This window comes from Photorhabdus viridis, from assembly GCF_040256935.1.
GTDB lineage: Bacteria > Pseudomonadota > Gammaproteobacteria > Enterobacterales > Enterobacteriaceae > Photorhabdus > Photorhabdus viridis.
The window spans coordinates 16,330-34,422 of the sequence record NZ_JBEJZY010000013.1 but is presented as its reverse complement, the minus strand read 5'-3'; the positions used below and the strand labels follow the sequence as shown (position 1 = coordinate 34,422).

The following is an 18,093-nucleotide window of genomic DNA, read 5'->3' as shown; positions in this document are numbered from 1 at the left end:
TTTTAACCTCATTTTATATTTTCAGATAATTGAATATTTAGTGGTGTTTTTTAATTTTCAATGAGTTAAAATTATTTTTAGGTGTTTAACCATTATTGGGATGGAGGCCTTATTCTACCCGCTACTATCAAGGTAAACTTTTTGATAGTTTAAGGTGAATCAGTTAGGTTTATTTTTCGAAATGCCTGATTTATTCTTGAAATAATTTTAATTGTAAATTAATCGAAGACAGATAAAATACAGTGGTGATTTGGTATCTATATATAATAAATGAGATTAATTATCCCATTTGTTATGGTGTCATTCAGTGTCAGCCAATAAGAATTGTAGCAAATTAGTATAACGCATATAAAGAATCGAATGAAAAAGGAATATCTTATTTAAAGTCATAAGATAAATTATTTATTCTATTATCGGGGAAGTTAGCGTCGGAAAATTATTAATTAGCGGTTATTGACCGGATTATGGCATCCATATCTGATTGTTTTGGATTGATGTCAGGCCGGTTCGTTTTCATTTCTTGGGGCAAGAAATAAGAAAAAAACATGAGTAGTGACTGTCGGGAATGACAGTTTTCGAATTTATAACAGATTCGTTGGGGGAATAAATGAAAGATAATATTGTTAGATTGGGAAATGTTCTTAAAACTGAACTTGTCTCTCAGACGTCAGAAAATATAACTAATGTAAGTAACAATTCATCGCAGAATCAGAATGTAAAGAAGATCCTCCAGGCACTCACGCCTAATGAATTATTTTGGTATGAGCGTCTTGCTGCTTTACAACCACTCCAGTTACCTTTCGAAACCGCCGGGGAGCAAACGGAACCTAGTTGGGCAATAAGTGCCTGGCAATCCCCACTGTCAGGAAATAGTGAAGAAGATCCACTACGGCTACTATTGCAGACATTCGTTATTTATCTTGCGCGCTTGACTCATCAAACCGAATTCCAAATTGGCTGGTGCGTGGATAAAGGAAAAGATACGTCAAATATGTTAACTGATTTAGCGCCTGTGGTGCCCATGGCCGTGGAGATAGCGTTTGATCAGCCGTGGAGCATGGTAGCTGACTGGATTGATGACGAACTGGCCAGGCTGGCGCAGCATCGTACATTTAGTCTTGATTTCCTCTTCCGTACTCCCTCACTGCATGCTATCCCGGCGTTGACAACAAGCCGGCCGTGGCGGATTGCCGTCTCTGTGATACAGGATGACAGGCTGTATGATCAGGATATGCTCGGCGAGTTACTGACCCTCCAGATCAATGCGCAGGGTGGTTTTCGCTGGATATACGATGCAAATGGCCTGAGTGCGGAAGAGATTCTGCGGATGAGTGAACACTTACAGGTTCTGGCCTTGTCGAAAAGGATGGATGATGAAGTTCCCATCCGGCAGCTTAATTTGTTGCCTGAGGCTGAACGCACATTATTACTGGAAACTTGGAACGCCACTCAAGCACCGTATCCTGACCAGTTATGTATTCATCAGTTGTTTGAGCAACAGGCGGAAAAAAAACCGGAGGCCATTGCGCTGATCGAAGGGGATAAGACTCTCAACTATGCTGAATTGAATATCCGCGCTAACCGGTTAGCGCGCCAACTGATCGAGCAGGGAATTAGCCCAGATGAACATGTGGCGATATTATTAGAACGATCCATTGAGCTGGTGGTGGCGCAGTTGGCGATCCTCAAGGCTGGGGCGGTTTATGTCCCTGTTGATCCCAGTGTGCCGGATGAGCGGAAAATCTGGCTGATGAACGATTGCTCGGCTAAGTTGTTGATCGCCAATACGCAATCTGATGTTCCGCCCGGCCTCTCAGTGCCGCTGCTTCGCTTCTCCGGTGAGGCGGATACCCGCAGAGAAGAAGACAGTTTTAATCCTGATTTACCGGGCTCCAGCGCCGGGTCAGCGTATATCATGTATACCTCCGGCTCGACCGGCACGCCGAAAGGGGTGGTGGTGCCTCATCGCGCTGTGGTCCGGCTGGTGATCAATAATGGCTATGCCGAAATCGAACAGGATGAGCGGGTGGCTTTTACAGCTAACCCGGCGTTTGATGCCAGCACGTTTGAAGTTTGGGCGCCGTTGCTCAACGGCGGTACGCTGGTGGTTATCGACCATGCCACGTTGCTGACGCCTCACAAGTTAGTACAGGTGTTACAGGTGCATCATGTCACGGTTCTGTGGCTGACTATTGGGTTGTTTAACCGGCTGGCGGCAGAATTATCTCCAGTTCTTCCCCAGATTAAGGTGCTGATTTTTGGGGGAGATATCCCTGATCTGCATGTGATTGCTCAAGTTCTGGATCTCCATCCGCCACAGCGATTATTACAGGCTTACGGTCCGAGCGAGGGAACCACCTTTACCACGATGTATCCCATTAAGGCCTTATCGCAGGGCGTGACCCGGATCCCGATTGGTCAGCCGATAGCGAATACCCGTGTTTATTTGCTGGATGCTGATGGTCAGCCGGTGCCGATAGGGGTGATCGGTGAGATTTATGTGGGTGGAGATGGAGTTGCCTGTGGTTATCTCAATCGCCCTGAGTTAACCGCTGAACGTTTCCTAATGGATCCGTTTAGTGATCAAGCGGATGCCCGTATGTACCGGACCGGGGATTTGGGCCGCTATCTGTCGGATGGCAATCTGGAATTTCTTGGTCGTAATGATCAACAGGTGAAAATTCGTGGCTTCCGGATTGAACCGGGGGAAATTGAAGCCCGGCTGGTGGAATACCCAGTGGTGCGTGAAGCGGTGGTGCTGGCGCTGAATGACGGGCAAGACAAACGTCTGGTTGCCTATGTGGTAGCGCCGGCGGATGACGGGTTGGTTAACCGCCTGCGTAGCTACCTGAGCGCCATTTTTCCTGATTATATGGTACCAGCGGCGTTTGTGCGTCTGGACGCCTTCCCGTTAACGCTGAACGGCAAGTTGGATCGCCGGGCGTTGCCTGCTCCCGGGCAGGAGGCTTTTGCCCGTCAGGTCTATGAAGTTCCGCAAGGCGAGATGGAAACGGCACTGGCCGCTATCTGGAGCGAATTACTGGGAATTGAGCCGATTGGCCGGAATGATAACTTCTTTGCTTTAGGCGGTCATTCATTGCTGGCGGTACGGATGATGAACCGTGTGGCCGCTTTGGGGGTGGAGTTATCGTTAACTGAGTTGTTTAAAGCGCCTTCTTTAATGGCCTTTGCTGAAGTGGTCATCGCCCGGCTTGATGAACCGTGCGGTACATTGCCTGTCATCATGCCGATCTCCCGTGAGGGAGAGTTGCCGTTGTCATTCGCTCAACAGCGCCTGTGGTTTCTCGCGCAGTTTGATGGCGTCAGTGATACTTATCATATTCCAATGGCACTGCGTTTGCGTGGTCAGCTTGATATTGCTGCCTGGCAGCAGGCGCTGAATGTCTTGTTTGCCCGTCATGACGCGTTACGTTCGGTATTTATTGTTGTCGATGGTCAGCCTCAGATACAACTATTGGCGCCGGACAGTGGACTTCCGTTATCACAACATGATCTGCGCGGGATAGCGAAGGTTGAAACGGTACTTGAACGTCTGAGCGCCGAAGAAATTTATACACCATTTGATCTCCAGCGTGGTCCGCTTATTCGCGCCTGCCTTATCCGGCTCACGGATGATGAATACCAATTCTTACTGACCCAGCATCATATTGTTTCCGATGGTTGGTCTATCAATGTGCTGGTACGTGAATTAAGTACTCTCTATACCGCGTTTCTGGCGAAACAAACGGATCCATTGCCCCCGCTGGCGATTCAATATCCTGATTATGCCGCTTGGCAGCGTCAATGGTTGTCGGCCCGTACCCAAATTCAATCCGACTATTGGCGTACCATGCTGGCGGACGCGCCAGTTCTGCTGGATTTACCCACTGACCGGCCACGTCCGCCAGAGCAGTCGTTTAGCGGGAATGTTGTGCCTGTCAATCTGGGTGTGGAGTTGACAGCATCCCTTAAACGCCTGAGTGAACAGCACGGCGTCACGTTATTTATGACGCTGTTGTCAGCCTGGGCGGTGGTCTTATCGCGCCTGTCAGGTCAGGGTGATGTGGTGATTGGCGCACCAAGTGCAGGCCGCAGTCGCCAGGAAGTGGAGCCATTGATCGGTTTCTTTGTCAATACGCTGGCGTTGCGCATTGATTTATCGGGTGAGCCGAATGTGGCTGAGTTGCTGGCACGGGCGCGACAAGTCGCACTGATGGCGCAGGAGCATCAGGATTTACCATTTGAACAGGTGGTGGAAATTGTGCAACCGCCGCGCCGATTGGCGCATACCCCGTTGTTTCAGGTGATGTTTGCTTGGCAGAATAATGAAAATACTGCGTGGAGATTGCCGGGGCTGGCCGTGTCACCGGTTGACCAAGCCTTTGATGTCGTTAAGTTTGATCTTGAATTAAACCTGTTTGAGGAGGAAGACCGGATTGTCGGTCATCTTGGTTATTCGACTGCTCTGTTTGATCAATCGACAATCGAACGACACATCGGATATTTGCATGCGGCGCTGCAAGCAATGGTCGCTGACGTTCAGCTGCGGATCGGCGAAATTGACATTCTGGCGCCAGCGGAACGTAAATTGTTGCTGGAAACTTGGAACGCGACAGAAGCCGCGTACCCTGACCAACTGTGCATACATCAGTTATTTGAACAACAGGTGGAGAAAAATCCGGGGGCGACAGCGCTGGTATATGAAGGACAGATCCTGAGTTACGCGGAGCTGAACACTCAGGCTAACCGGCTGGCGCATCAGCTGATTGCGTTGGGGGTGGCGCCGGATCAGCGGGTAGCAATTTGTGTGGCGCGTTCACCGGTCATGGTGGTGGGATTGTTGGCGGTGTTGAAAGCGGGTGGTGCTTATGTGCCGCTGGACCCGACTTATCCGGGTGAGCGTTTGGTGCATATTCTGAATGATGCCGCACCGGCTATTTTGCTGGCGGATGAAGCTGGGCGGGCTGTGTTGGGTGAAGCGGTTCTGGCGACGCTGATGGTGCTCGATTCAAATATCCTGCCGGATCAGCCGGACAGTAATCCGCAGGTGCCTGCATTGACTTCACGGCATCTGGCCTATGTGATTTACACCTCAGGTTCGACCGGTATGCCGAAAGGGGTGATGGTCGAACATCGTGGTGTGGTTAATCTGGTATTGACCCAAATTGCCCGGCTTAACATGCATGTAACCAGCCGGATGTTGCAGTTTGCTTCATTCAGCTTTGATGCCAGTGTTTGGGAAATCATGATAACGCTGGGTGGGGGAGCCAGTTTGGCTATCCCTGCCGAGGCAGTTCGTCAGGAGCCGCGCCGCCTCTGGCGCTATCTGGAAGAACAGGCGGTGACGCACGTCTGTTTGACGCCCGCGTTACTCCAGGAAGGGGCTGATTTGCCGGAGATAACGATAAAACCCACGTTGGTCCTGGCGGGTGAAACTCCCAGTGCCGCGTTGCTTCAGGCATTGCGTGGCCGGGTAACGCTGCTCAATGCGTATGGCCCGACGGAAACCACGGTTTGCGCGACGACCTGGCGTTGTCCGTCAGATTACATGGATGAATGGGTTCCGATTGGGCAGCCGATGGTTAACACGCGGGTTTATCTGTTGGATATCTATGGTCAGCCAGTACCGTTAGGAACGGTGGGTGAGTTGTACATTGGCGGCATTGGCGTCGCCCGGGGTTATTTCAATCGCCCTGATCTGACTGCGGAACGCTTCCTGGCTGATCCATTTAGTGATATGCCAGAGGCGCGGATGTACCGGACCGGGGATTTGGCCCGTTACTTGCCGGATGGCAATCTGGTATTTGCTGGCCGCAATGACCATCAGGTGAAAATCCGTGGTTTTCGCGTTGAGCCGGGGGAAATTGAAGCGCGTTTGACTGAACACCCTGTGGTGAGTGGCGCACGGGTGCTGGTGTTGGGTGATGGGCAGGATAAACGTTTAGTCGCCTATGTAGTAGCGGAAGCCGATGATGGGCTGGCCGCCAGCTTACGTGACTATTTGAGTGATATTTTTCCCGATTATATGGTACCGGCGGCGTTTGTCCGTCTGGATGCCTTTCCGCTGACGCCGAACGGCAAACTGGATCGCCGGGCGCTACCCGCCCCGGATCAGCATGCTTTTGCCCATCAGGTTTACCAAGCGCCGCAAGGCGAAATTGAGACAGCATTAGCGATTATTTGGCGTGAATTGCTAGAAGTTGAGCAGATCAGCCGGCACGACAACTTCTTTGCTCTCGGAGGTCACTCGCTGCTTGCGGTACGGATGATTGAACGTTTGCGGCGTATGGGATTGGGCATCTCGGTACAAACGTTATTCCAGCATTCAACACTCAGTGTCTTGGCTCAGTCTCTGGCTCAACATCGTGAAATCTTGGTGCCTGACAACGGTATTACACCGGATACGGTTGTGTTGACGCCGGAAATGTTACCGTTGATTGATCTGACTCAGCCTGAGATTGACCACATTGTTGAACAGATACCGGGCGGGATTGCCAATATTCAGGATATTTATGCCCTGTCACCGCTACAGGATGGCATTTTGTTCCACCATTTGCTGGCAAATGAGGGTGATCCTTATTTGCTGATAACCCAGCAGGCTTTTGCCGATCGCTCTTTGCTGGATCGTTATCTGGCGGCGGTGCAACAGGTGGTTGATCGCCACGATATTCTGCGCACTGCTTTTGTTTGGTCCGGCTTATCCGTGCCGGCGCAAGTGGTCTGCCGTCAGGCGCTGTTGTCAGTAACGGAATTAACTTTAAATCTGGCTGACGGTTCGATCAGTGACCAGCTATTCCAACGTTTTGATCCGTGCCGGTATCGTATTGACCTGGGACAGGCGCCGTTGCTGCGCTTTGTGGTGGCGCAGGAAAATGATGGACGTTGGATCCTGCTGCAACTGTTGCATCACCTGATTGGTGACCATACCACGCTGGAAGTGATGAGTCGCGAAGTGCAGGCCTATCTTGCCGGGCGGGCAGAGAGATTACCTGCGTCGACGCCTTTCCGCCATCTGGTGGCGCAGGCCCGGCTGGGGGTGAGTCAGGCAGAACATACCCGCTTCTTTACTGACATGTTAGCAGGGGTGGATGAACCGACGTTACTGTTCGGACTAACGGAAGCACATCATGACGGTTCACAGGTTACGGAATCACACCGGATGCTGACGACCGGGTTGAATGACCGTTTACGTAGTCAGGCTCGGCGTTTGGGTGTCAGTGTGGCGGCATTGTGTCATGTGGCCTGGGCGCAGGTGTTATCGCGCACCAGCGGGCAGGCGCAGGTGGTGTTTGGCACGGTGCTGTTTGGCCGTATGCAGGCAGGCGAAGGCGCTGACAATGGCATGGGGTTGTTTATTAATACCTTGCCGTTGCGGTTGGATATGGATGAAACCCCGGTACGGGACAGCGTACAGGTCGCCCATAGTCGGCTGGCGGGATTGCTGGTGCATGAACATGCTTCATTGGCGCTGGCTCAACGTTGCAGTGGGGTAGCCAGTGGCGCACCGCTGTTCAATGCATTGTTGAATTACCGGCATAATACGCCGCCGGTCGCTGCGGATGAAATTATAAATGGTATTGAATTCCTTGACGCGCAGGAGCGGACCAACTACCCGTTTGCTCTATCAGTGGAAGATTTTGGCGACGCCTTGGGGCTGACGGCTCAGGTGGTGCAGCCGTTTGACCCGGAACGGCTATGCGGTTATATGCAACAGGCGCTGGCAAGTCTGGTGAATGCGCTTGAACAGGCTCCGGAGACACCAGTACAGGCGCTTGAAATTTTGCCGGAAACGGAACGCACATTATTGCTGAAAACCTGGAATGCCATGGAAATCGCGTATCCTGATGCATTGTGTATCCATCAGCTGTTTGAACAACAAGTGGAAAAAACGCCGGATGTCACGGCATTAGAATATCAAGAACAGCTTCTCAGTTATGCCGAATTAAATGCCCGTGCCAACCAATTGGCGCATCAACTGATTGCGCTGGGTGTAAAGCCGGACCAGCGGGTAGCGATTTGTGTATCGCGTTCCCCGGCAATGGTCATTGGCATGTTGGCGGTGCTGAAAGCGGGCGGCGCCTATGTACCGTTGGATACCGCCTATCCGGTTGAGCGTTTGATGCATATCCTGAATGACGCCAAACCGGTGGTGGTACTGGCGGATGAAGCTGGACGGGGGGCGCTGGGTGAAGACCTGCTGGCCGGATTGCTGGTCCTTGACCCGAATACCCGGCTTGACCAACCGGCTAGCAATCCACCGGCGCCGGCGTTGACGCCACAACATCTGGCCTATGTGATTTACACCTCCGGCTCAACCGGACAGCCAAAAGGGGTGACGATAGAACATCAGGCGATTTATCAGCGCAGTTTAGGTTTTGATGCAACCTATGCGGTAACGGCGCAAGACCGGGTGTTGCAATTTGCCTCTTTTGCCTTTGATGCATCGGTCGAGGAATTTTTCTCGTCATTATCTCATGGCGCGACGCTGGTGATGCGTGATGATAGCTGGCTGGCTTCGGTACAGGCATTTATTGCTTTAACTCGGCAACATCGTATTACGGTGATGTCTCTGCCGACACTATTTTGGTCTGAACTGGCGGCATTACCGCTACCGGAATGTCTCAGGTTAATCATTATTGGCGGCGAGGCGGTTAAAAAGAGCGCCATTCAGGCGTGGTTTGGGCAGAAAACCTATCGTCCCCGATTATTAAATACCTATGGCCCGACTGAAAATACCGTAATTGCAACCTGCAAGGCGATCTTATCGCTGGAAGACGCTGTTTCTATCGGTCGGCCAGTGAAAAATACCTGCATTTACCTGCTGGACAACAACGGCCAACCGGCGCCATTAGGTGGTACCGGTGAAATCTATATTGGCGGTGTCGGCGTTGCCCGGGGTTATCTTAACCGGCCAGAATTGAGTGCAGAGCGTTTCCTGTTCGATCCGTTCAGTGACAACCCGGATGCACGCATGTACCGAAGCGGGGATTTAGCCCGTTACCTGCCGGACGGTAATCTGGAATTCCTGGGCCGTAATGACCATCAGGTGAAAATCCGCGGTTTCCGTATTGAACCGGGAGAAATCGAGGCTCGGTTGACGGAATATCCGGCGGTGCAAGAGGCGGTGGTGCTGGCGTTGGGCGAGGGACAAGGTAAGCATCTGGTGGCCTATGTGGTGGCGGAAACGGATGACGGGTTAGTTAACCGTCTGCGTGAACATTTGAGTGCGTTGTTGCCTGACTACATGGTCCCAGCGGCCTTTGTTCAGTTGGATGCTTTCCCACAGACGCCGAATGGCAAGCTGGATCGCTTGGCGTTGCCGGTGCCGGGAGATGACGCTTTTGCCCGTCAGGTTTACCAAGCACCGCAAGGTGAAATGGAAACTGCACTGGCAGCGATTTGGCGCGAGTTGCTCGGGGTTGAGCAAATTAGCCGGCATGACAATTTCTTTGCGTTGGGTGGTCATTCGTTACTGGTTGTTCGGATGATTGAATATTTGCGGCGTATTGGTCTGGGCGTCTCGGTGCAAACGCTGTTCCGGCATCAGACACTCCGGGTTCTGGCTCAGTCTCTGGATCAGCATCGTGAAATCCAAATACCGGAAAACTGCATTACACCGGATATGACGACGCTGACGCCCGATCTGCTGCCGCTGATTGATCTGACCCAGCCTGACATTGATCTGATCGTCGGGCAAGCGCCGGGCGGGATAGCCAATATTCAGGATATCTATGCATTGTCGCCATTGCAGGATGGGATTTTGTTCCATCATCTGTTGGCAAACGAAGGTGATCCGTATCTGTTGATTGGTCAAATGGCCTTTGCTGACCGATCTCTATTAGATCGTTATCTGGCCGCGGTTCAACGGTCAGTTGATCGGCACGATATCTTACGTACGGCGTTTATCTGGCGAGGATTATCCGTCCCGGCGCAGGTGGTTTTGCGTCAGGCAACCGTATCGGTGACGGAACTGACACTCGACCCGGCTGATGGGCCGGTTAGTGACCAGTTGTTCCAACGCTTTGACCCGCATCGGTATCGTCTCGATTTAGGTCAGGCGCCCTTGTTACGTTTTGTGATTGCGCAGGCAGAAGAGGGTCGCTGGATCTTGCTGGAACAGCAGCATCACCTGATTGGTGACCACACCACTCTGGAAGTGATGAATCGTGAAGTGCAGGCGCATCTTACCGGTCAGGCAGGCAATCTGCCTGCGCCGGTTCCTTTCCGCAATCTGGTGGCTCAGGCTCGGCTCGGCGTCAGTCAGGAAGAACACACCCGTTTCTTTACCGGGATGTTAGCTGAGGTCGATGAACCGACACTGCCGTTTGGGTTGACGGAGGTGCATCGCGATGGTTCACAGGTGACGGAGTTTTACCGGATGCTGACAACCGGGCTGAATAACCGTTTGCGTGATCAGGCCCGGCGTTTGGGCGTGAGTCTGGCCGCTTTGTGCCATGTGGCCTGGGCGCAGGTATTGTCACGCACCAGTGGTCAGGAGAAAGTGGTATTCGGCACCGTGCTGTTTGGGCGTATGCAGGCGGGGGACGGTGCTGACAGCGCCATGGGGTTGTTTATCAATACCTTGCCGCTGCGGTTGGATATGGATGAAACCCCGGTACAGGACAGCGTACAGGCAGCCCATACCCGATTCGCCGGACTACTGGAACATGAACACGCTTCATTGGCGCTGGCTCAACGTTGCAGTGGCGTGCAGGGTGAGATGCCGCTGTTTAGTAGCTTGCTGAACTATCGGCATAATGCCTTGCCGACAACATCGGATGAAATTATCAGCGGCATTGAATTCCTCGGTGGACAGGAGCGGACTAACTATCCGTTAGCATTATCGGTGGAGGATTTTGGTGATGCACTGGGGCTGACGGCTCAAGTAGTACAACCGTTTGATCCGGAAAAGATATACGAATACATGCAACAAGCGCTGGAGAGTTTGACAGAAGCACTGGAACAGGCCCCGGAAACACCGGTACGGCAGTTGGAAATTCTGCCGGAAGCGGAGCGTACACTGTTGCTGAAAACTTGGAATGCCACGGAAACCGCGTATCCTGATGCATTGTGTATCCATCAACGGTTTGAACAACAGGTGGAGAAAACGCCGGATGTTACGGCGTTAGAATACCAAGCACAACGTCTCAGTTATACCGAATTGAATGCCCGTGCCAACCAATTGGCCCATCAACTGATTGCGCTGGGCGTAGAGCCGGATCAACGGGTGGCGATTTGTGTGTCACGCTCTCCGGCTATGGTCGTCGGGATGTTGGCGGTGTTGAAAGCGGGTGGCGCCTATGTGCCGCTGGATACGGCCTATCCGATTGAGCGTCTGACATATATCCTGAATGATGCCAAACCGGTGGTGGTACTGGCGGATGGCGCCGGAAGGGAGGCGTTGGGTGAAGACCTGCTGGCCGGATTGCTGGTCCTTGATCCGAATACCCGGCTTGACCAACCGGCCAGCAATCCACCGGCGCCGGCGTTGACACCGCAGCATCTGGCCTATGTGATTTACACCTCCGGTTCAACTGGACAGCCAAAAGGGGTGACAGTAGAACATCAGGCGGTTTATCAGCGCAGTTTAGGTTTTGATGAAACCTATGCAGTGACGGCGCAAGACCGGGTGCTGCAATTTTCCTCTTTTGCCTTTGATGCGTCGGTCGAGGAATTTTTCGCGTCATTATCTCATGGCGCGACGCTGGTGATGCGTGATGATAGCTGGCTGGCTTCGGTACAGGCATTTATTGCTTTAACTCGGCAACATCGTATTACGGTAATGTCTCTGTCGACGCTGTTTTGGTCTGAACTGGCGGCATTACCGTTACCGGAGTGTCTCAGGTTAATCATTATTGGCGGCGAGGCGGTACAGAAGAACGCTATTCAGGCGTGGTTTGGGCAGAAAGCCTATCGTCCCCGATTATTAAATACCTATGGCCCGACTGAAAATACCGTGATTGCCGCCTGTAAGGCGATATTATCGCTGGAAGATACGCGCTCTATCGGTCAGCCAGTGAAAAATACCTGCGTTTACCTGCTGGATCCCTATGGTCAACCGGTACCATTGGGCTGCGCTGGAGAAATCTATATTGGCGGCGTGGGCGTTGCCCGGGGTTATCTTAACCAGCCAGAATTGAGTGCGGAGCGTTTTCTTGTCGATCCGTTCAGTGACAACCCGAATGCGCGCATGTACCGAAGCGGGGATTTGGCCCGTTACCTGCCGGACGGTAATCTAGAATTCCTGGGCCGTAATGACCATCAAGTGAAAATCCGTGGTTTCCGCATTGAACTGGGGGAAATTGAGACCCGGCTGATGGAATATCCGGCGGTGCAAGAGGCGGTGGTGCTGGCGTTGGGCGAGGGACAAGGTAAGCGTCTGGTGGCTTATGTGGTGGCGGAAGGAGATGACGGGTTGGTTAATAGACTGCGTAGTCACTTGAGCGCCATGTTGCCTGATTATATGGTACCGGCGGCGTTTGTTCAGTTGGATGCTTTCCCGCTGACGCCGAATGGCAAATTGGATCGCCGGGCGCTGCCGGCGCCGGGAGAGGAGGCTTTTGCCCGTCAGGTTTATGAAGCACCGCAGGGCGAAATGGAAACTGCATTGGCAGAGATTTGGCGTGAATTGTTGGGCGTTGAACAGATTAGCCGGCATGACAATTTCTTCGCGCTGGGCGGCCATTCGTTGCTGGCGGTGCGGATGATGAACCGTGTCGCCGCTTTCGGTGTTGAATTGCCGTTGAGCACGTTGTTTAAAGCGCCTTCTTTAATGGCCTTTGCTGAGGCGATGAGTTCCCGGTTTGGTGAACAGCACGCGACATTACCCGCCATCCTGCCGATATCCCGTAAGGGGGATTTGCCGCTGTCATTCGCGCAACAGCGTTTGTGGTTCCTGGCGCAGCTTGATGGCGTCAGTGATACCTATCATATTCCGGCGGCCTTACGCTTGCGTGGTCAAGTTGATATCGCTGCCTGCCAGCGGGCGCTGAATACCTTATTTGCTCGTCATGAAGCGTTACGTTCTGTCTTCGTTTCCGTTGACGGTCAGCCTCAGGTTCGATTATTGGCGCCGGACAGTGGATTGCCTTTGTCTCAACATGATCTGCGTGGGATCCCAGATGCTGAAACGGTACTTGAACGTTTAAGAGCAGAAGAAACTTATAAGCCATTTGATCTCATGAGTGGCCCACTTATCCGCACTTCTCTCATCCGGCTCACGGATGACGAATATCAATTTTTGCTCACCCAGCATCACATTGTTTCCGATGGCTGGTCTATCAATGTACTGATACATGAACTCAGTACCCTCTATACGGCTTTCCTGACAGAACAAGCTGATCCATTGCCGCCATTAACGATTCAATACCCTGATTATGCCGCCTGGCAGCGTCAGTGGCTGTCGGCTGAACGTACCCAAATTCAATCCGACTATTGGCGTACCATGCTGGCTGACGCGCCGGTTCTGCTGGATTTACCTACTGATCGGCCACGTCCGTTTGAGCAGGAGTTTGTGGGGAATACTTTGCCGGTGAATTTGGATACGGAATTAACGAAAGCCCTTAAACGTCTGAGTGAACAGCAGGGCGTCACATTATTCATGACGATTTTGTCAGCCTGGGCGGCGGTTTTGTCGCGCCTGTCAGATCAGGAAGATGTCGTGATTGGCACACCGAGTGCGGGTCGCAGTCGCCAGGAAGTCGAGCCGCTGATTGGATTCTTTGTCAATACGCTGGCGTTGCGCATTGACTTATCGGGTGAGCCGAATGTGGCTGAATTGCTGGCACGGGCGCTACAAGTCGCCCTGATGGCGCAGGAGCACCAGGATTTACCGTTTGAACAGGTGGTGGAAATCGTGCAACCGCCGCGCCGATTGGCGCATTCCCCGTTGTTTCAGGTGATGTTTGACTGGGAGAACAATGAAAGTACCGAGTGGCGATTGCCGGGGCTGGCCGTATCACCGGTCGATCAATCATTTGATATCGTTAAGTTTGATCTGGAGCTGAGCTTGTCAGAAGAAGGCGGCGGGGTTATCGGTCATCTCGATTATTCAGCGGCTCTGTTTGATCACCCGACAATCGAACGACACATCGGATATTTGCATACGGTGCTGCAAGCAATGGTTGCTGACGTTCAACAGCGGATTGGGGAAATTGATATTTTGGCGCCGGCAGAACGTAAATTGTTGCTGGAAATCGGCAACGCGACAGAAACCGCGTATCCTGACCCATTGTGTATTCATCAGTTATTTGAACAACAGGTGGAGAAAAACCCGGGAGCGACAGCGCTGGAGTATCAAGAGCAGGTTCTCAGCTATGCCGAACTGAATGTCCATGCTAACCGGCTGGCGCATCAACTGATTGCGCTGGGCGTAGAGCCGGACCAGCGGGTGGCGATTTGCGTGGCGCGTTCACCGGCAATGGTGGTGGGATTGTTGGCGGTGTTGAAAGCCGGTGGGGCTTATGTACCACTGGATACCGCCTATCCGGGTGAACGTTTAGCCCATATCCTGAACGATGCGGCGCCGGTGGTGGTGCTGGCGGATGAAACCGGCCGGGCGGTATTAGGCGAGTTGGTGCTGGCCGGGCTGACGGTACTGGATCCGAATGTTCAGCCTGATCAGCCGGCCAGCAACCCGCAGCGATTTGGGTTGACGCCACAGCATCTGGCCTATGTGATTTACACCTCCGGCTCAACCGGGCAGCCGAAAGGCGTGATGGTAGAACATCAGGCCATTTATCAGCGTTATCTGGGTTTTAATGAGACTTACGCCGTCACGCCACAAGATCGGCTGCTGCAATTCGCCTCTTTTTCTTTTGATGTCTCGGTAGAAGATTTCTTCTCGTCACTATGTAACGGCGCCACGCTGGTGATACGTGATGATCGTTGGTTGGCCTCTGTGAAGGAATTCATCAGACTAACCCGGCAAAGTGGTATCACGGTGGTGTCATTGCCGACCTTATTCTGGTCTGAACTAGCGGCCAGAGATCATGGGTTACCGCTGCCGGATTGCCTCAGGCTGATCATCATTGGGGGCGAATCGGTCAAAAAGAACGCTATTCAAGACTGGTTTACTCATGACACCCACCGTCCCCGCCTATTAAACGGTTATGGTCCGACTGAAAACACCGTGACGGTGACCTACAAGGATGTATTATCACCGGAAGATGACCGTTCTATTGGGCGACCGGCTAAAAATGCCGGTATCTACCTGCTGGATAAATATGGTCAACCGGTACCATTAGGCTGCGTCGGTGAAATGTATATTGGTGGTGTGGGCGTGGCGCGTGGTTATCTGAATCGTCCTGAGTTGACTGCTGAACGTTTCCTGATTGATCCGTTTAGCCGTGTACCGGATGCCCGGATGTATCGTTCCGGAGATTTGGCCCGCTACCTACCGGACGGTGATTTGGAATTCTTGGGCCGTAACGACCATCAGGTGAAAATCCGCGGTTTCCGCATTGAACCGGGTGAAATTGAGGCCCGGCTGACGGCGTATCCGACGGTGCAAGAGGCGGTGGTGCTGGCATTGGGCGAGGGACAGGATAAGCGTCTGGTGGCCTATGTGGCGGCGGAAACGGATGACGGGTTAGTTAATAGTCTGCGTAGCTACCTGAGTGCTATTTTACCTGACTACATGGTGCCGGCGGCCTTTGTACGTTTGGATGCTTTTCCATCGACGCCGAATGGCAAACTGGATCGCCGGGCGCTACCGGCGCCGGGGGAGGAAGCTTTTGCTCGTCAGGTTTACCAAGCGCCGCAAGGGGAGATCGAAACAGCACTCGCGGCGATTTGGCGTGAACTGCTGGGGATTGAGCAGATTAGCCGGCATGACAATTTCTTTGCGCTCGGTGGTCATTCACTGTTGGCGGTGCGAGTGATGAACCGTGTCGCGGCTTTAGGTGTCGAATTACCGCTAACCACGTTGTTTAAGTTCCCCTCTCTGGTTGGTTTTGCTGAGAAGATCCGCGCCCGGTTTGATAAACAAGACCGGGGATTGCCTGCCATCCTGCCGATATCCCGTGAGGGTAAGTTGCCGCTGTCATTCGCGCAACAGCGTTTGTGGTTCCTGGCGCAGCTTGATGGCGTCAGTGATATCTATCATATCCCGGTCGCCCTGCGTTTACGTGGGCAGTTTGATATCGCCGCCTGGCAGCAGGCGCTGAATGCCTTATTTGCTCGTCATGAAGCGTTACGTTCGGTATTTATTGTTGTTGATGGTCAGCCTCAGGTACGACTACTGGCGCCGGACAGTGGATTAACTTTGTCTCAACGCGATCTACGTGGTATCCCGGATGTTGAAACGGTACTTGAACGTTTAAGCGCAGAGGAAGCTTATACGCCATTTGATCTCATGAGTGGCCCACTCATCCGTGCTTCTCTCATCCGGCTCGCGGATGACGAATATCAGTTTTTGCTCACCCAGCATCACATTGTTTCCGATGGCTGGTCTGTCAATGTGCTGATACGTGAATTAAGCGCCCTCTATACGGCGTTTCTGGCAGAACAAGCGGATCCATTACCCCCGCTGGCAATTCAATACCCTGATTATGCCGCTTGGCAGCGTCAGTGGTTGTTGGCCGAACATACCCAAATTCAATCCGACTATTGGCGCACTATGCTGGCTGACGCACCGGTTCTGCTGGATTTACCGACTGACCGGCCGCGACCACCTGAGCAGTCGTTTGTGGGGAGTACCTTGGCGGTTAATCTGGATACGGAGTTAACCCAAGCTCTTAAACGCCTGAGTGAACAGCAAGGTGTCACGTTGTTCATGACGATTTTATCAGCCTGGGCGGCGGTTCTGTCGCGCCTGTCAGGTCAGGATAATGTAGTGATTGGCACACCGAGTGCGGGCCGCAGTTGCCAGGAAGTCGAGCCGCTGATCGGTTTCTTTGTCAATACACTGGCGTTGCGCATGGATTTATCGGGTGGGCCAAATGTGGCTGAGTTGCTGGCACGGGCGCGGCAAGTTGCCCTGATGGCGCAGGAGCATCAGGATTTACCGTTTGAACAGGTGGTGGAAATCGTGCAACCGCCGCGCCGACTGGCACATACGCCGTTGTTTCAGGTGATGTTTGCCTGGCATAACAATGAGAATGCGGAGTGGGAATTGCCGGGGCTGACAATGTCACCGGTCGATCAAGATTTTGATATCGTTAAGTTTGATCTGGAATTGATCTTGTCAGAAGTCGAGGGCCGGATTGTTGGTTATCTTGATTATGCAACCGCCCTGTTTGACCAACCGACAATCGAACGACACGTAGGATATCTGCACACGGTACTGCAAGCGATGGCTGCTAACGTTCAGCAGCGGATCGGAGAAATCGATATCTTGATGCCGGCAGAGCGCAAATTGTTGCTGGAAATCGGGAACACGCCGGAAACCGTGTACCCTGACCCGTTGTGCATTCATCAGTTATTTGAACAACAGGCAGAGAAAACGCCGGATGCTGCGGCGCTGGCGTATCAAGAGCAGACGTTCAGTTATACGGAATTGAATATCCGTGCTAACCGTCTGGCCCATCAACTGATAGCACTGGGAGTTGCACCGGATCAACGGGTGGCGATTTGCGTGTCTCGTTCCCCGGCAATGGTGGTCGGGTTGTTGGCAGTGCTGAAAGCGGGTGGGGCCTATGTGCCGCTGGATACCGCCTATCCGGTTGAACGTCTGACGCATATCCTGAATGATGCCAAACCGGTGATAGTACTGGCGGATAAAACCGGACGGGCAGTATTAGGCGAGCAAATATTGGCAGAATGGATAGTACTGGATCCGAATATTCAGCCTGACCAGCCGGACAGTAATCCTCTGGTGTTGGCGTTGACGCCGCAGCATCTGGCCTATGTGATTTACACCTCCGGTTCAACCGGGCAGCCAAAAGGGGTGATGATAGAACATCAGGCGATTTATCAGCGCAGTTTAGGTTTTAATGAAACCTATGCGGTGACGCCGCAAGACCGGGTGCTGCAATTCTCCTCTTTTGCTTTTGATGCGTCGATCGAAGAGTTTTTCTCGTCATTATCTCATGGTGCGACATTGGTGGTGCGTGATGATAGCTGGCTGGCTTCGGTACAAGAATTTATCTCTTT

The 18,093-nt window shown here is 52.6% G+C and carries 1 protein-coding gene (only partly in view); it reads left to right on the top strand.

All coding sequences use genetic code 11. The annotated features are described in order from the left end of the window. Positions 1-607 precede the first annotated feature (607 nt). Positions 608-18,093, top strand: partial view of a non-ribosomal peptide synthase/polyketide synthase gene (locus ABR397_RS07120; RefSeq protein WP_350305113.1) — the 5' portion only. The gene runs 14,794 nt beyond the window's last position; 17,486 of the gene's 32,280 nt are visible here — the first part of the coding sequence; it begins with the start codon at positions 608-610; the stop codon falls past the right edge of the window.